Consider the following 15,282-nt stretch of genomic DNA (forward strand, 5'->3'; position numbering starts at 1 on the left):
CGGGAGGCGTGCTCGACGGCCTCCAGCTGGTCGGCGAGGACCGACTTGGAGTCGTGCAGCAGCCGTCCGACGAGCGTGGACTTGCCGTCGTCGACCGAACCGGCCGTCGCGAACCGCAGCGTGTCGATGCCGGCCGTCGCGGAACGCGGGGTGTCGATGGTCGTGCTCATGCTTAGAAGTACCCCTCGCGCTTACGGTCCTCCATCGCGGCCTCGGACAGCTTGTCGTCGGCGCGGGTCGCGCCGCGCTCGGTGAGCCGGGAGGCGGCGATCTCGGCGATCACCTTCTCGATGGTGTCGGCGTCGGAGTCCACCGCACCCGTGCACGACATGTCCCCGACCGTGCGGTAGCGGACCTGCCGCTTCTCGACGGTCTCGCCGTCCTTCGGGCCGCCCCACTCGCCCGCCGTCAGCCACATGCCGCCCCGCGCGAACACCTCGCGGTGATGGGCGTAGTAGATCTCGGGCAGTTCGATGCCCTCGCGGGCGATGTAATGCCAGACGTCCAGCTCGGTCCAGTTGGACAGCGGGAACACGCGGACGTGCTCACCGGGGGCGTGCCGTCCGTTGTAGAGGTTCCACAGCTCGGGCCGCTGGCGGCGCGGGTCCCACTGGGAGAACTCGTCGCGCAGCGAGAAGACCCGCTCCTTGGCGCGCGCCTTCTCCTCGTCCCGGCGTCCGCCGCCGAAGACCGCGTCGAACCGCTCCTCCTGGATCTTCTCCGTCAGCGGCAGCGTCTGCAGCGGGTTACGGGTGCCGTCCGGGCGTTCCTTGAGCACCCCGAGGTCGATGTACTCCTGCACGGACGCCACATGCAGCCGCAGGCCGTGCTTGGCCACCGCGCGGTCGCGGTAGTCGAGCACCTCGGGGAAGTTGTGCCCGGTGTCGACGTGCAGCAGCGAGAACGGCACCGGCGCGGGCGCGAACGCCTTCAGCGCCAGGTGCAGCATGACGATGGAGTCCTTGCCGCCGGAGAACAGGATCACCGGCCGCTCGAACTCGCCCGCCACCTCACGGAAGATGTGGACGGCCTCGGACTCCAGCGCGTCCAGATGGGACAGGGCGGTCACACGAGCCCCCGCTCCATCAGCACCGCGTACACGGCGTCCGCGGACTCGCCCGGGCTCTGCTCCTGCGTCCGCAGCACCAGCGCCGGGTCCACCGGCGGTTCGTACGGGTCGTCCACACCGGTCAGCCCGGACAGCTCGCCCGAGGCCTGCCTGGCGTACAGCCCCTTCACGTCCCGCTCGCTGCACACCTCGACCGGGGTGGCGACATGCACCTCGATGTACGGCGTCCCGCTCGCCTCGTGCCGTACGCGCACCGCCTCGCGGCTGTCGGCGTAGGGGGCGATGACCGGGACGACCGAGAGGACGCCGTTGCGGGCCAGCACCTCGGAGACCAGGCCGATGCGCTGGACGTTGGTGTTGCGGTCCTCCTTGGAGAAGCCGAGACCCGCCGAGAGGAAGCGGCGTATCTCGTCGCCGTCCAGCACCTCGACGCGATGTCCCGCGGCCTTCAGCCGGTCACCGAGCAGGCGGGCGATCGTCGTCTTGCCCGCGCTCGGCAGCCCGGTGAGCCAGATCGTGGCTCCCCGAGCCCTTGCCGTGGTGGTCATGCGTCAGATCCTCTTTCGTTACCTGGCGTGCTGAGTGGACGCTAGGTAAGAACCTTGAGAGGAGCGACAGAGGAAGCTGAGGGTTCCATTAGTGACGCGTGTTGTGGGTGGGATCACATCGGCGCGGGTGCCTCAGAGCCCGGCGAAGGCCGCCCCCGCGTCCCTGAGCCGCTCGTGCAGGGCCCGGAACACCGCCGCCGAGCGCACCCCCGGCCAGTCCTCGGGCAGCAGCCGGGCGGGCAAGCCGGGGTCGGCGTAGGGCAGATGGCGCCAGGAGTCCAGGGCGAGCAGGTAGTCGCGGTACGCCTCCTCGGCCGGGGTGTCGGACCGCTGCTCCCAGTCGTGCAGCACGGGCGCGTGCCGGTCGAGGAACGCCTCGTGCTCCTTGGCCACGGCCGCGAGGTCCCACCAGCGGGTGACGGCCTCGACGGTCGGCGCGAAGCCCAGGTGCTCGCCGCGGAAGAAGTCGACGTAGGCCTCCAGGCGCAGCCGCGCGAGGGTGTGCCGGGTCTCCTCGTACAGCCGCGCGGGCGCGATCCACACGCCGGGGGCGGCGGTGCCGAAGCCGAGGCCCGCGAGCCGGGAGCGCAGCACGTGCCGCTTCTGCCGCTCCGACTCCGGCACCGAGAACACCGCGAGCACCCAGCCCTCCTCGTCGGGCGGGGCGGTGGCGTAGATGCGCCGGTCGCCGTCGTCGAGCAACTGGCGGGCGTCGGGAGAGAGTTCGTATCCGGCCGCGCCCTCGGCGGTGCGGGCGGGGACCAGCAGTCCGCGTCTCTTGAGCCGGGACACCGACGAGCGCACGGAGGGGGCGTCCACACCGACCGCGGCCAGCAGCCGGATCAGTTCGGCGACGGGCACCGGGCCGGGCACATGGCGGCCGTAGGCGCCGTAGAGCGTGACGATCAGGGACCGTGGTGCATGCTGGTCGGACACGTTGATCATCTTAGGTCGTCGGGATCAGTGCCGTTTCCCCGCCCGATCACCGCTGTTTCCCCTCGGCGTCCGCCGCGACGCGCAGCTTGAACCGCTGGAGCTTGCCGGTCGCCGTGCGCGGCAGCGCGTCCAGGAAGACGATCTCGCGCGGGCACTTGTACGGCGCGAGCTCCTCCCGGACGAAGGCCCGCAGCGCCCCCGCGTCCCGTCGCGCGCCCGGCGCGGCCACCACGAAGGCCACCACGACCTGTCCGCGGTCCGGGTCGGGCCGGCCCACGACCGCCGTCTCCAGCACGTCCGGATGGCGCAGCAGCGCCTCCTCGACCTCGGGGCCCGCGATGTTGTACCCGGCGGAGATGATCATGTCGTCGGCGCGGGCGACGTAGCGGAAGTAGCCGTCACTCTCCCGGACGTAGGTGTCGCCGGTGATGTTCCAGCCGTGCCGTACGTAGTCCCGCTGCCGGGGGTCGGCGAGATAGCGGCAGCCGACCGGTCCGCGCACCGCGAGCAGCCCCGGTTCCCCGTCGGGCTTCTCCCGGCCCTCGTCGTCGACCACGCGCGCGTGCCAGCCCGGCACCGGGACGCCGGTCGTACCGGGTCTGATGTGCTCGTCGGCGGCGGACACGAAGATGTGCAGCAGCTCGGTGGCGCCGATGCCGTTGATGATCCGCAGCCCGGTCCGCTCGTGCCAGGCCCGCCAGGTGGCGGCGGGCAGGTTCTCGCCGGCCGACACGCAGCGGCGCAGCGAGGAGACGTCGTGCCCGTCGAGTTCGCCGAGCATCGCCCGGTAGGCGGTCGGCGCGGTGAACAGCACCGTCACCCGGTGCTCGGCGATGGCGGGCAGCAACTGCTTGGGACCGGCCTGTTCGAGCAGCAGGGCGCTGGCCCCGGCACGCAGCGGGAAGACCACGAGCCCGCCGAGCCCGAAGGTGAAGCCGAGCGGGGGACTGCCGGTGAAGACATCGCCCACATGGGGCTGGAGCACATATTTGGAGAAGGTGTCCGCTATCGCCAACACATCCCGGTGGAAGTGCATGCACCCTTTGGGCCGTCCGGTGGTCCCGGAGGTGAAGGCGATCAGCGCCACGTCGTCGGAGGCGGTGTCCACGGCCGTGTACGGCGTGCCCGGCGCCGGCCGTTTCAGCAGGTCGTCCGGGGCGTCACCGCCGTAGGTGGCGATCCGCAGCCCCGGTATCTCCGCCTTGGCGAGGTCGTCGACCGCGCGGATGTCGCACAGGGCGTGGCCCACCTCGGCCATCTCGCACATCGTGCGCAGCTCCTGCGGGCGCTGCTGGGCCAGGACGGTGACGGCGACCGCGCCCGCCTTCAGCACCGCCAGCCAGCAGGCCGCGAGCCAGGGGGTGGTGGGGCCGCGCAGCAGCACGCGGTTGCCGGGGACGACACCGAGGTCGCCGGTCAGCAGATGCGCGAGCCGGTCGACCCGGGCGCGCAGCTCGCCGTAGGTCCAGCCGGGGCCGGTCGCGGTGCGGAAGGCCGGGCGGTCGTCCGGCGGGCCGTGCAGCAGCTCGGCCGCGCAGTTCAGCCGTTCGGGGTAGCGCAGCTCCGGCAGGTCGAAGCTGAGCTCGGGCCACTGGTCGGACGGCGGGAGGTGGTCGCGCGCGAAGGTGTCGAGATGCGCCGAGAGGTTCATGGCGGTGCGCCCCCTTGCCTGGTGGGCTCCCTGGTGGGCTCGCTCGACGAGCGTATCGTGTTGGTGACGGCAGTCAACTGTGCGCGATACGGTCGGGGAGTGGCCCCGGCAGCCGCAGCCAGAGCGGCTCCGACAGCCGCGGGGAGAGAGGACGGCGATGCCCGCATTCTCGCTCGAACCGGAACAGACCGCCTGGTGTGCCGAGCTGCGCCTGCTGGCCGCCGAGCGGTTGCGTCCGCTGGCCGACAAGGGCGAGCCGGGCCAGGTCAACCGCCCGCTCGTGGCCGAACTGGGCAGCCTCGGACTGCTGCCCCGGCTGTTCACCTCCGGCGCCCTCGACCTCTGCCTGATGCGCGAGTCCCTCGCTCATGGCTGCACCGAGGCGGAGACCGCGCTCGCCCTCCAGGGCCTGGGCGCCCACCCGGTGCACGCCCATGGCACCCCGGCGCAGCGGGAGCGCTGGCTGCCAAGGGTGGGCGAGGGCACGGCCGTGGCCGCCTTCGCGCTCAGCGAGCCGGGGGCGGGTTCGGACGCGGCGGCCCTGTCCCTGGCCGCCGAGCCCGACGGCACCGACGGCTGGCGGCTGACCGGCGAGAAGTGCTGGATCTCCAACGCCCCCGACGCCGACTTCTGCACCGTCTTCGCCCGCACCACGCCCGGCGCGGGCTCCCGTGGCGTCACCGCGTTCCTGGTCCCCGCCGACCGCCCCGGCCTCGGCGGGGAGCCGCTCGACATGCTCTCCCCGCACCCCATCGGCACGCTGACCTTCGACGCCGTCCCGGTCACCGCCGACGACGTCCTCGGCGAGCCCGACCGGGGCTTCCGGGTGGCGATGGACACCCTGAACCTGTTCCGCCCCAGCGTCGGCGCCTTCGCGGTCGGCATGGCCCAGGCGGCGCTGGACGCGACCCTCGGCCACACGGCCCGACGGGACGCGTTCGGCGGGAAGTTGCGGGACCTGCAGACGGTCGCCCACCAGGTCGCCGAGATGGCCCTGCGCACGGAGGCGGCCCGGCTGATGGTCTACGCGGCGGCGACGGCGTACGACGAAGGCGCCCCGGACGTCCCGCGGCGCTCGGCGATGGCGAAGCTGCTCGCCACCGAGACCGCGCAGTACGTCGTCGACACGGCCGTCCAGCTGCACGGCGCCCGGGCCCTGCGCCGGGGCCATCTGCTGGAGCATCTCTACCGAGAGGTGCGGGCCCCGCGCATCTACGAAGGCGCGAGCGAGGTCCAACGCGGCATCATCGCCAAGGAGTTGTACGGCGAACTGCAGGCGTTGGACGGCGAACTGCAGGCGTCGGACGGCGAACCGGAGGCCGAGGCATGAGCATCGAACGAGTCGACCCGCCCGAACTGTCCCCGCCCACCGGCTTCTCCCACGCGGTCGTGGCCACCGGCACCCGGGTGGTGTTCCTGGCCGGGCAGACCGCCCTGGACACGGCCGGCGAGATCGTCGGCGACACCCTGCCCGAGCAGTTCGAGAAGGCCCTCACCAACCTGCTCACGGCCCTGAGCGCCACCGGCGGCACCCCGGCCGACCTCGCCCGCGTCACGGTCTACGCCACGGACATCGAGACGTACCGCGCGCACGCCCGCGAACTGGGCGCCGTATGGCGGAGGCTGGCGGGCCGGGACTACCCGGCGATGGCGGTGGTGGAGGTCGTACGCCTGTGGGACAAGCAGGCGATGGTGGAACTGGACGGCTTCGCGGTGCTGCCGTGAGAACTCACACGGCGGTGCTGCCGGGAGAACTCACGCGGCCATCGCGAGCGGTCCGACCGTCCCGCGGTGCGGCACGACCACGGAGCCGTCGGGCAGCAGCGCACCCGTGTCGTCGAAGACGATCGTCCCGTCGCACAGCAGGCTCCACCCCTGCTCCGGGTGGGCCGAGACCACGCGCGGAGCGTGTGCACCGGACCGGGAACACGAAGGCTGGTGAGCGTTCATGGCGCACCTCCACATAGGTTGGGCTCTTCGTATGGGTAGACCATGCTCCCGCGGTGAACTCATCGCCACGGGCGGCCCGTGAGTGTGACAACACGGGGACAACTCCCGGACGGTTCCCGGACGGTCGGGCCGGACTCGCCACCGAAGGAGTGACGGTCACGCGCGTGGGCGCGCGCGCCCGGTACTGGTGGAGCTCCCCGGAACACCGTTCACCTGGAAGGCCCCCCATGTCCGTACGCACCGCTCTCGGCGTGATCGCCGGTGCCGCCCTCCTCCTGCTCACCGCCCCCGCCGCCCCGGCGGACCCCTACGAGACGGTGACCGTCGACCCGACGGGCCGTATCGCCGCCGACGGCACCGTCACCCTCTCCGGCACCTACCGCTGCACCGGCGGCACGGGACCGGTGTTCGTCAGCTCCTCGGTGGGCGACGGCTCCTCGGTCCGGTACGGCATCGGCGGCACCCGCGCGATCTGCGACGGCACCGAGCGGCGCTGGGAGAACAGCGGCAAGCCGACCCCGGGCGCCGTCAAGCCGGGGGAGGCCCACGTCGAGGCGACCGTCATGGAACTGGACACGAGCGGCGGCCTGCCGCTGCCCGCCTTCCACGCGGCACGCGAGCAGGACGTCACCCTGGTCGAGAGCTGACCACCCCCGCACGGCCCGGGGGCCGTCAACGCACGTGCGGCCCCCGGCGACCACTGCGGCCCTCGGCCCCGGCGATCACTACGGCGCCGCGGGGGAACCGCCCGGCGCACTCCGTGGTGGTCAGATGTCCCGGAAGATCTCGATCTGCGCGCCGATCGAGTTCAGGCGTTCGGCGAGGTCCTCGTAGCCGCGGTTGATGACGTAGACGTTGCGGAGCACGGACGTGCCCTCCGCCGCCATCATCGCCAGCAGGACGACCACCGCGGGGCGCAGGGCCGGCGGGCACATCATCTCCGCCGCGCGCCAGCGGGTGGGGCCCTCCACCAGCACGCGGTGCGGGTCCAGGAGTTGGAGGCGGCCGCCCAGGCGGTTGAGGTCGGTGAGGTAGATGGCCCGGTTGTCGTAGACCCAGTCGTGGATCAGGGTCTTGCCCGAGGCCACCGCCGCGATCGCCGCGAAGAACGGGACGTTGTCGATGTTCAGGCCCGGGAACGGCATCGGGTGGATCTTGTCGATCGGCGCTTCGAGCTTGCTCGGGCGGACCGTCAGGTCGACCAGGCGCGTACGGCCGTTGTCCGCGTAGTACTCCGGCGTGCGGTCGTGGTCGAGGCCCATCTCCTCCAGGACCGCGAGCTCGATCTCCAGGAACTCGATGGGCACCCGGCGCACCGTCAGCTCCGACTCCGTGACCACGGCCGCGGCGAGCAGGCTCATCGCCTCGACCGGGTCCTCGGAGGGGGAGTAGTCCACGTCCACGTCGATGGTCGGCACGCCGTGCACGATCAGCGTGGTGGTGCCGATGCCCTCGACCCTGACGCCGAGCGCCTCCAGGAAGAAGCACAGGTCCTGGACCATGTAGTTGGAGGAGGCGTTGCGGATCGTCGTCACGCCGTCGTGCCGGGCCGCGGCCAGCAGCGCGTTCTCGGTGACCGTGTCCCCGCGCTCGGTCAGCACGATGGGGCGGTCGGGTGAGATCGCGCGGTCCACCCGGGCGTGGTACAGGCCCTCGGTCGCGGCGATGTCCAGACCGAACCGGCGCAGCGCGATCATGTGCGGTTCGATGGTGCGCGTACCGAGGTCGCAACCGCCCGCGTAGGGCAGCTTGAAGGCGTCCATCCGGTGCAGCAGCGGGCCGAGGAACATGATGATGGAGCGGGTGCGCACGGCCGCCTCGGCGTCGATGGCGCCCATGTCCAGCTCCGCCGGGGGCACCAGCTCCAGGTCGACACCGTCGTTGATCCAGCGCGTGCGCACCCCGATGGACTGGAGGACCTCCAGCAGACGGTAGACCTCCTCGATGCGCGCGACCCGGCGCAGCACCGTGCGCCCCTTGTTGAGCAGCGAGGCGCACAGCAGGGCCACGCACGCGTTCTTGCTCGTCTTCACATCGATCGCGCCGGACAGCCGACGGCCGCCCACCACCCGCAGATGCATCGGCCCCGCGTAGCCCAGAGAGACGATTTCGCTGTCCAGGGCTTCACCGATTCGGGCGATCATCTCAAGGCTGATGTTCTGATTGCCGCGCTCGATCCGATTGACGGCGCTCTGAGAGGTGCCGAGCGCCTCGGCCAGCTGCGCCTGTGTCCAGCCACGGTGTTGCCGGGCGTCACGGATGAGCTTGCCGATGCGTACGAGGTAGTCGTCTGCCATGAGGTTGAGGCTATCTCAGATATGAGATGGCGCCTCCTGAGGGGTCCGTCCGGGTGACGGGCCGTCAACGCCGCCTGGCGGTACGGGTACGACGCCACCCGAAAGGTCCGGGCAAATCCACCGATGTCGTACGACGTCCGGTGCTGCTGTGGGTACGCCGAGGGCCGTTCTTGCCGCCGGTCGTGATGGACCAGGAGCGCCGGTTGATGTTCAGCCGAACCCCGGGCAGGATTCGGAAGCTCTTGCGAAATGTGAGGGGCATGCTCGCCTCCCGTCGCAGGTGTACGGATGCCTTTCGGCTACCCCGACTTGGCGAACTGATGGCAGAACTCCACCGTTTCGTCGAAGGTGACCGTCGGCACGGGGTCGCCGGTGACGACGTACGCGTGCCGTGACACCACCCCGTACTCCGTCAGCAGTTCCAGCATTCCCGGCTCCGGGCACCGCCAGGTCAGCCGGGTGACGTTGTCGCCGAGGGCGTTGGCCAGATTGCTCCAGCCCTGTCCGTTGGCGCGCAGCTCGAACTCCGAGGACTCCATCACGCCGTAGTCGAAGGGGATGCTGCTCCAGTGGCCGAGGAGTGCCTCGTCCAGGCCGGTCCGCGGGTTCGCGGCGTCCTCCTCGGCGATCCGGCGCTGGGTGGCGATCTCGGGTCCGCCGAGGTCCACCACGCGCCTGCCGTGCAGGACGGCGCCGTACTCGCGGAAGTCGATGCCCACGTACGGCGTGCCGTCCCGCGCTATCGGGTGGACGTGGACCGCGTGCACGTCCAGCCGTTGCGGGAAGCTCCCGAGGTGGGCGCACACCGCGTGCCGCAACGCGTCGAACAGGTCGGGCAGATGCTCGGCCGTCCAGGCCGCGCGGGCCAGGTCGGCGTCGCTCAGCAGGGGGCAGCGCAGCGGGGCGCGCCCGGGGCTCAGGGTCGTCCATGCGTTCGTCGGCAGGGGGACCCAACGTGTCCAGCCGCTGGCATGCCGGTGGAAATCGCCTCGCTTCATGGTGGAAGGAGGACATCACACGGAGGCCGGGCATGACCATCCCGGCCCCATGTACTAGAGTTATCTCGACATCGAGATATCTGCCGAGGCGTACCGCAGCCGCCACCTTGGTAAGGGTTACCTAACTTAGCCTGACCTTAGCGGATCGGCCAAGTCGTCGTGGCGGCAGGATGCGGTGGGAACGCGCACATCAAAGAAGGAGACTGTCGTGTCGGCGAACAGCTTCGACGCCCGCAGCACGCTGCAGGTGGGCGACGAGTCGTACGAGATCTTCCGGCTGGACAAGGTGGAAGGCTCGGCCCGCCTTCCGTACAGCCTGAAGGTGCTGCTGGAGAACCTGCTGCGCACCGAGGACGGCGCGAACATCACCGCCGACCACATCCGCGCGCTCGGCGGCTGGGACTCCCAGGCCCAGCCCTCGCAGGAGATCCAGTTCACGCCCGCCCGCGTGATCATGCAGGACTTCACCGGTGTGCCGTGTGTCGTGGACCTCGCCACCATGCGTGAGGCCGTCAAGGCGCTCGGCGGCGACCCGGCGAAGGTGAACCCGCTCTCCCCGGCCGAGCTGGTCATCGACCACTCCGTCATCGCCGACAAGTTCGGCACCAACGACGCGTTCGCGCAGAACGTCGAGCTGGAGTACGGCCGCAACAAGGAGCGCTACCAGTTCCTGCGCTGGGGCCAGACCGCCTTCGACGACTTCAAGGTCGTCCCCCCGGGCACCGGCATCGTCCACCAGGTGAACATCGAGCACCTGGCGCGCACGGTCATGGTCCGAGGCGGCCAGGCCTACCCCGACACACTCGTCGGCACCGACTCGCACACCACGATGGTCAACGGCCTCGGCGTCCTCGGCTGGGGCGTCGGCGGTATCGAGGCCGAGGCCGCGATGCTCGGCCAGCCGGTCTCGATGCTCATCCCGCGCGTCGTCGGCTTCAAGCTGACCGGCGAGCTGCCCACCGGCACCACCGCCACCGACCTCGTGCTGACCATCACCGAGATGCTCCGCAAGCACGGCGTCGTCGGCAAGTTCGTCGAGTTCTACGGCGAGGGCGTGGCCGCCACCTCCCTCGCCAACCGCGCCACCATCGGCAACATGTCGCCGGAGTTCGGCTCCACCGCCGCGATCTTCCCGATCGACGACGAGACCCTGAACTACCTCAAGCTCACCGGCCGCTCCGAGCAGCAGGTCGCGCTCGTCGAGGCGTACGCCAAGGAGCAGGGCCTCTGGCTGGACCCGAAGGCCGAGCCGGACTTCTCCGAGAAGCTGGAGCTCGACCTCTCCACGGTCGTCCCGTCGATCGCCGGCCCGAAGCGCCCGCAGGACCGTATCGTCCTCGCGAACGCCGCCGAGCAGTTCAAGAGCGACGTCCGCAACTACGTCGACGTCGTCGACGAGGCCGGCCAGGAGTCCTTCCCGGCCTCCGACGCCCCGGCCGTCGCCCCGAACGGCGCCCCGTCCAACCCGGTCACCGTGACCGCCCCCGACGGCTCGACGTACGAGATCGACCACGGCGCCGTGACGGTCGCCGCGATCACCTCCTGCACCAACACCTCGAACCCCTACGTCATGGTCGCCGCCGCGCTCGTGGCGAAGAAGGCCGTGGAGAAGGGCCTGACCCGCAAGCCGTGGGTCAAGACCACCCTCGCCCCCGGTTCGAAGGTCGTCACCGACTACTTCGACAAGGCCGGTCTGACGCCGTACCTCGACAAGGTCGGCTTCAACCTGGTCGGTTACGGCTGCACCACCTGCATCGGCAACTCCGGCCCGCTGCCGGAGGAGGTCTCCAAGGCCGTCAACGACCACGACCTCGCGGTCACCTCGGTCCTCTCCGGCAACCGGAACTTCGAGGGCCGGATCAACCCCGACGTCAAGATGAACTACCTGGCCTCCCCGCCGCTGGTCGTCGCGTACGCCATCGCGGGCTCCATGAAGGTGGACATCACCAAGGACGCCCTCGGTGTCGACCAGGACGGCAACGCCGTCTACCTGAAGGACATCTGGCCCTCCGAGGCCGAGGTCAACGACGTCGTGGCCAACGCCATCGGCGAGGACATGTTCAACAAGTCCTACCAGGACGTCTTCGCGGGCGACGCCCAGTGGCAGGCCCTGCCGATCCCGACCGGCAACACCTTCGAGTGGGACGCCGAGTCCACGTACGTCCGCAAGCCCCCGTACTTCGAGGGCATGACGATGGAGACCACCCCGGTCTCCGACATCTCGGGCGCCCGCGTCCTGGCCAAGCTGGGCGACTCGGTCACCACCGACCACATCTCGCCCGCCGGTGCCATCAAGGCCGACACCCCGGCCGGCAAGTACCTCACCGAGCACGGTGTGGAGCGTCGTGACTTCAACTCCTACGGCTCGCGCCGAGGCAACCACGAGGTCATGATCCGCGGCACGTTCGCCAACATCCGCCTGCGCAACCAGATCGCGCCGGGCACCGAGGGCGGCTACACCCGCGACTTCACGCAGGCCGACGCGCCGGTGTCGTTCATCTACGACGCCTCGCAGAACTACCAGGCCGCCGGCATCCCGCTGGTCATCCTGGGCGGCAAGGAGTACGGCTCCGGCTCGTCCCGCGACTGGGCCGCCAAGGGCACCGCGCTCCTCGGCGTCAAGGCCGTCATCACCGAGTCGTACGAGCGCATCCACCGCTCGAACCTCATCGGCATGGGCGTCCTGCCGCTGCAGTTCCCGGCCGGCCAGTCGGCCGACTCGCTCGGCCTGACCGGCGAGGAGACCTTCTCCATCACCGGCATCACCGAGCTGAACGAGGGCCCCACCCCGAGCACGGTGAAGGTCACCACCGACACCGGTGTCGAGTTCGACGCGGTCGTCCGCATCGACACCCCCGGTGAGGCCGACTACTACCGCAACGGCGGCATCATGCAGTACGTGCTGCGGAACCTGATCCGCAAGTAGGTCCCGCTCCTGGAGGGCCGCACTCCCGGCGACGGGGGTGCGGCCCTTCGCGCCGTCCGGCGGAGCGCCACCGGGGCGCAGGACATCGGCGCAGCTCAGGTGGAACACAGGGTTCCCTCAGCGGACCGGGACAGCATCGAGACATGTCTGGCACCTGGGGGTCTCGAACCGGTCGGGTCCGGGTGCTCGTCGTCGACGACGAGCCCGGTCTCACCGAACTGCTGTCCGTCGCCGTCACCGAGGCGGGCTGGCAGCCCTACACGGCGCCGGACGGGTACGGCGCGCTGCGGCTCGCCCGCGCCTGCGCCCCGCACGCCGTCGTGCTGGACGGCATGCTGCCCGACCTGGACGGCCTCCAGGTGCTGCGCAGGCTGCGCGCGGAACGGCCCGACCTGCCCGTGCTGATGCTCACCGCGCGGGACGCGCTCGAACACCGCCTCGACGGACTCGAGGCCGGTGCCGACGACTACGTCACCAAGCCCTTCTCCCTGGAGGAGGTCGTCGTCAGGCTGCGCGGGCTGCTGCGCCGGGCGGGCGGCGAGCGCGCCCGCTCCGAGGACTCCGTACGCGTCCTCGGCGACCTCGTGCTGACCCGGGAGACCCGCGAGGTGCACCGCGCGGGCACCCCCGTCCGGCTCACCGCCAAGGAGTTCGAGCTGCTCGGCCTGTTCCTGGACCACCCGCGCCAGGTGCTCAGCAAGGCGCAGATCCTGGACCGCGTCTGGAGCGGTTCCTTCGACGGCGGCGGCAACCTGGTGGAGGTCTACGTCTCCAGCCTGCGCCGCAAGATCGACAAGGGCCGGGCCCCGATGATCCACACCGTGCGCGGCCTGGGCTACGCCATCAGGCCCGGGCAGGACGGCGGATGACCATGACCCGGCGCCCGCGCGCCCGCTCCATCCGCGCCCGTCTCGTGCTGTTCATCAGCGCCACCCTCGTCGTGGTGTGCGCCGCCATGGCCCTCACCACCGCCTTCGTGCAGCGCTCCGCCCTGCTCGGCCACCTCGACGACCGGGTCACCGACGCCGCCGAACGCAGCCTCGGCGGCGCCATGCTCGGCCCGGAGCTCACCGACGGCCTCGGCTTCCTCCACGAGAACGGCCACCCCGCGGGCCTCCTCGCCGCCCGGCTCGACGCGGACGGCGACATCCTCTCCGCGGCCGTCGTCGGCCGGGACGCCGCCCCGAAGGACCTGACCGCGGCCCAACGCGCGGCCCTGGAGGGCATCGCGGCCGACGGCTCCCGGCACACCCGGACCGTCCCCGGCCTCGGCACCTACCGCGTCGCCGCGCTCCAGGCCGACGGAGTGCGCGTGCTCACCGGGCTGCCGATGGACGACGTGCAGGGAATGATCAGCGGCATGGTGGTCGCCGAGGCCGCCGTCGCCGCGGCCGGACTCGTCGTCGCGGGCTGCGCCTGCGCGGTCGTGATACGGCGTCAGCTGCGCCCGCTCGGCCGGGTCGCCGCCACCGCCGTCGAGGTCTCCCGCGCGCCCCTGAACCGCGGTGAGGTCACCGCCCTCACCCGGGTGCCCGAGCGCGACACCGACCCCGGCAGCGAGGCGGGCCAGGTGGGTGCCGCCCTCAACCGGATGATCGACCACGTCGAGTCCTCCCTCACCGAGCGCCGGCGCACCGAGGAACGCATGCGCCGCTTCCTCGCCGACGCCAGCCATGAACTGCGCACCCCGCTCGCCTCCATCGCGGGCTACGCCGAGCTGATGAACCGGGGCACGGACCGCATCGAGCCGGTACTGGCCTGGCGGCGCGTCTCCGCCGAGTCCGCCCGGATGACCGGCCTCGTCGAGGACCTGCTCCTGCTGGCCCGCCTGGACGAAGGACGTCCGCTGGAGTCGGCCGAGGTGGACCTCGCGGCCCTGGTCGCCGAGGCGGTGTGGGACGCGCGGGCGGCGGGCGACGGCCACGACTGGCACCTGGCGCTCGATGTCGACGCCCCGGCCCTGGTCCTCGGCGACGAGGCGCGGCTCCATCAGGTGGTGGCCAACCTGCTGGCCAACGCGCGCGTGCACACCCCGTCGGGCACGCGGGTCGTGGCCACCGTGGAGACCCGGGGCGCCGACTGCGTCGTACGCGTCACGGACGACGGTCCCGGCATCCCACCGGCCCTGCTCCCCACGGTCTTCGAGCGCTTCACCCGGGCCGACGTCTCCCGCACCCGCGCCCCCGGCCGCTCCGGCGGCTCCGGTCTCGGCCTCGCCATCGTCGCGGCGATCACGACGGCCCACGGCGGCCGGATCGACGTGCACAGCGAACCCGGCCGCACCGAGTTCACCGTACGACTGCCCCTCGCGGGGGAGCCCCCGGCGGCGCTGTCAGGTGCGTACCGCGCGAGGAGCCGCTGACCGCGCGAGCAGCGACAGCAGGACCGGCAGCACGCTCAGCGTCATGCCCGCCGCACAGCGATCCGGAGCCCGAACTCGTAGGCCACTTCCCTGCGTACGTCGGGAATGACGATGTCGGCGGTCTCGACCGGACGCCCGCCGGTGTCGTGGATGATCCGCTCGATCCGGAGCACCAGATCCCCGAAACCGATCCCCAGGAGATGCGCCTGCTCCCGGGTGGCCCGGGCCGGACGCGGCAGCTCGACCACGGTCTCGATCTCCACGCCGATGGAACGCATGCGCCGGAGCACGCCCTTGCCCGGGAGCGGGCCCTTCTGGGTGCCGGCGCTGAGCCGCTGACTCGTGCACCCCTGCGCCAACCGTTTACTTTCGCGTCCCCCGGCGCTACTTTCCGCCTAGTGGGATGGGAGCGCTCCCACACTCGGTGGACCGGAACCCGCCCGGGGCGCTCCCATCCCACGCCTCCACGCGCACCCAACCCGTCCGGCCCGTATGCAGCCGTTCCCGGCACCTGCCCGTCACCGACTCCGGCGACGTCCCGGTGC

At 71.3% G+C, this 15,282-nt stretch carries 14 protein-coding genes and 1 pseudogene; 6 read left to right on the forward strand and 9 right to left on the reverse strand.

The genetic code is table 11. The features are described 5' to 3' along the window. Positions 1-172: 172 nt before the first annotated feature. From cysD to AC068Z_RS37935, 4 genes are all read right to left on the reverse strand, one after another. The gene (gene cysD, locus AC068Z_RS37920; protein ID WP_478566769.1) at positions 173-1,069 is read right to left on the reverse strand and encodes a sulfate adenylyltransferase subunit CysD; all 897 of its coding nucleotides are present in this window, start codon (positions 1,067-1,069) and stop codon (positions 173-175) included. Continuing rightward, positions 1,066-1,617 (reverse strand): adenylyl-sulfate kinase, encoded by a 552-nt coding sequence (gene cysC, locus AC068Z_RS37925; RefSeq protein ID WP_478566772.1) that lies wholly within the window; start codon positions 1,615-1,617, stop codon positions 1,066-1,068. The genes cysD and cysC overlap by 4 nt, the downstream gene beginning before the upstream one ends. 132 nt (positions 1,618-1,749) lie before the next feature. Then, positions 1,750-2,562, reverse strand: coding sequence for a PaaX family transcriptional regulator (locus tag AC068Z_RS37930; protein ID WP_478566775.1), 813 nt, complete (start codon positions 2,560-2,562; stop codon positions 1,750-1,752). 37 nt (positions 2,563-2,599) lie between these two features. After that, the gene (locus tag AC068Z_RS37935) at positions 2,600-4,204 is read right to left on the reverse strand and encodes an AMP-binding protein (protein WP_478566778.1); all 1,605 of its coding nucleotides are present in this window, start codon (positions 4,202-4,204) and stop codon (positions 2,600-2,602) included. A 157-nt stretch (positions 4,205-4,361) separates the two neighbouring features. On the opposite strand from AC068Z_RS37935, the gene AC068Z_RS37940 reads away from it, so the two are divergent. Together AC068Z_RS37940 and AC068Z_RS37945 are read left to right on the forward strand one after the other, a co-directional pair. Continuing rightward, positions 4,362-5,534, forward strand: coding sequence for an acyl-CoA dehydrogenase family protein (locus tag AC068Z_RS37940; RefSeq protein WP_478566781.1), 1,173 nt, complete (start codon positions 4,362-4,364; stop codon positions 5,532-5,534). Next, a complete protein-coding gene (locus AC068Z_RS37945) occupies positions 5,531-5,929 on the forward strand; it encodes a RidA family protein (RefSeq protein WP_478566784.1) in 399 nt (132 codons plus the stop codon). Before AC068Z_RS37940 ends, AC068Z_RS37945 begins: the two co-directional genes overlap by 4 nt. Positions 5,930-5,959: 30 nt before the next feature. On the opposite strand, the gene AC068Z_RS37950 is transcribed toward AC068Z_RS37945, so the two are convergent. Continuing rightward, positions 5,960-6,154 (reverse strand): DUF5999 family protein, encoded by a 195-nt coding sequence (locus AC068Z_RS37950; protein ID WP_478566786.1) that lies wholly within the window; start codon positions 6,152-6,154, stop codon positions 5,960-5,962. Between the two features lie 227 nt (positions 6,155-6,381). Here AC068Z_RS37950 and AC068Z_RS37955 point away from each other — a divergent pair, with 227 nt between their 5' ends. Beyond that, complete coding sequence (locus AC068Z_RS37955; RefSeq protein ID WP_478566789.1) at positions 6,382-6,801, forward strand: DUF6299 family protein; 420 nt, start codon at positions 6,382-6,384, stop codon at positions 6,799-6,801. Between the two features lie 120 nt (positions 6,802-6,921). On the opposite strand, the gene AC068Z_RS37960 is transcribed toward AC068Z_RS37955, so the two are convergent. The 3 genes from AC068Z_RS37960 to AC068Z_RS37970 all read right to left on the reverse strand — a co-directional run bounded on the left by AC068Z_RS37960 (position 6,922) and on the right by AC068Z_RS37970 (position 9,449). Further along, entirely contained in the window at positions 6,922-8,451 is a 1,530-nt protein-coding gene (locus AC068Z_RS37960) for a helix-turn-helix domain-containing protein (RefSeq protein WP_478566792.1), read from the reverse strand. Positions 8,452-8,515: 64 nt separating this feature from the next. Then, positions 8,516-8,713 carry a DUF4236 domain-containing protein gene (locus AC068Z_RS37965; RefSeq protein ID WP_478566795.1) on the reverse strand — a complete coding sequence of 66 codons (198 nt, stop codon included), beginning with the start codon at positions 8,711-8,713 and terminating at the stop codon, positions 8,516-8,518. Between the two features lie 37 nt (positions 8,714-8,750). After that, positions 8,751-9,449, reverse strand: a complete 699-nt coding sequence (locus tag AC068Z_RS37970; protein WP_478566798.1) for a hypothetical protein — start codon at positions 9,447-9,449, stop codon at positions 8,751-8,753. Positions 9,450-9,657: 208 nt separating this feature from the next. Here AC068Z_RS37970 and acnA point away from each other — a divergent pair, with 208 nt between their 5' ends. The 3 genes from acnA to AC068Z_RS37985 all read left to right on the forward strand — a co-directional run bounded on the left by acnA (position 9,658) and on the right by AC068Z_RS37985 (position 14,737). Continuing rightward, positions 9,658-12,375, forward strand: coding sequence for an aconitate hydratase AcnA (acnA, locus tag AC068Z_RS37975; protein WP_478566801.1), 2,718 nt, complete (start codon positions 9,658-9,660; stop codon positions 12,373-12,375). A 143-nt stretch (positions 12,376-12,518) separates the two neighbouring features. Next, positions 12,519-13,244 carry a response regulator transcription factor gene (locus tag AC068Z_RS37980; protein ID WP_478566804.1) on the forward strand — a complete coding sequence of 242 codons (726 nt, stop codon included), beginning with the start codon at positions 12,519-12,521 and terminating at the stop codon, positions 13,242-13,244. 2 nt (positions 13,245-13,246) lie between these two features. After that, positions 13,247-14,737 carry a sensor histidine kinase gene (locus AC068Z_RS37985; protein WP_478567119.1) on the forward strand — a complete coding sequence of 497 codons (1,491 nt, stop codon included), beginning with the start codon at positions 13,247-13,249 and terminating at the stop codon, positions 14,735-14,737. A gap of 41 nt (positions 14,738-14,778) precedes the next feature. On the opposite strand, the pseudogene AC068Z_RS37990 reads toward AC068Z_RS37985, so the two are convergent. After that, positions 14,779-15,030, reverse strand: a pseudogene (locus tag AC068Z_RS37990) (UTRA domain-containing protein); the annotation flags it as partial. Between the last annotated feature and the right edge of the window lie 252 nt (positions 15,031-15,282).

Source organism: Streptomyces sp. NPDC043726 (genome assembly GCF_056436565.1).

What these genes read in the sequence shown, in the direction of transcription:
- cysC (WP_478566772.1), bottom strand. Translation starts at nt 1,617, where the DNA reads ATGACCACCACGGCAAGGGCTCGGGGAGCCACGATCTGGCTCACCGGG.
- AC068Z_RS37930 (WP_478566775.1), bottom strand. Translation starts at nt 2,562, where the DNA reads ATGATCAACGTGTCCGACCAGCATGCACCACGGTCCCTGATCGTCACG.
- AC068Z_RS37935 (WP_478566778.1), bottom strand. Translation starts at nt 4,204, where the DNA reads ATGAACCTCTCGGCGCATCTCGACACCTTCGCGCGCGACCACCTCCCG.
- AC068Z_RS37940 (WP_478566781.1), top strand. Translation starts at nt 4,362, where the DNA reads ATGCCCGCATTCTCGCTCGAACCGGAACAGACCGCCTGGTGTGCCGAG.
- AC068Z_RS37945 (WP_478566784.1), top strand. Translation starts at nt 5,531, where the DNA reads ATGAGCATCGAACGAGTCGACCCGCCCGAACTGTCCCCGCCCACCGGC.
- AC068Z_RS37950 (WP_478566786.1), bottom strand. Translation starts at nt 6,154, where the DNA reads ATGAACGCTCACCAGCCTTCGTGTTCCCGGTCCGGTGCACACGCTCCG.
- AC068Z_RS37955 (WP_478566789.1), top strand. Translation starts at nt 6,382, where the DNA reads ATGTCCGTACGCACCGCTCTCGGCGTGATCGCCGGTGCCGCCCTCCTC.
- AC068Z_RS37960 (WP_478566792.1), bottom strand. Translation starts at nt 8,451, where the DNA reads ATGGCAGACGACTACCTCGTACGCATCGGCAAGCTCATCCGTGACGCC.
- AC068Z_RS37965 (WP_478566795.1), bottom strand. Translation starts at nt 8,713, where the DNA reads ATGCCCCTCACATTTCGCAAGAGCTTCCGAATCCTGCCCGGGGTTCGG.
- AC068Z_RS37970 (WP_478566798.1), bottom strand. Translation starts at nt 9,449, where the DNA reads ATGAAGCGAGGCGATTTCCACCGGCATGCCAGCGGCTGGACACGTTGG.
- AC068Z_RS37980 (WP_478566804.1), top strand. Translation starts at nt 12,519, where the DNA reads ATGTCTGGCACCTGGGGGTCTCGAACCGGTCGGGTCCGGGTGCTCGTC.
- AC068Z_RS37985 (WP_478567119.1), top strand. Translation starts at nt 13,247, where the DNA reads ATGACCCGGCGCCCGCGCGCCCGCTCCATCCGCGCCCGTCTCGTGCTG.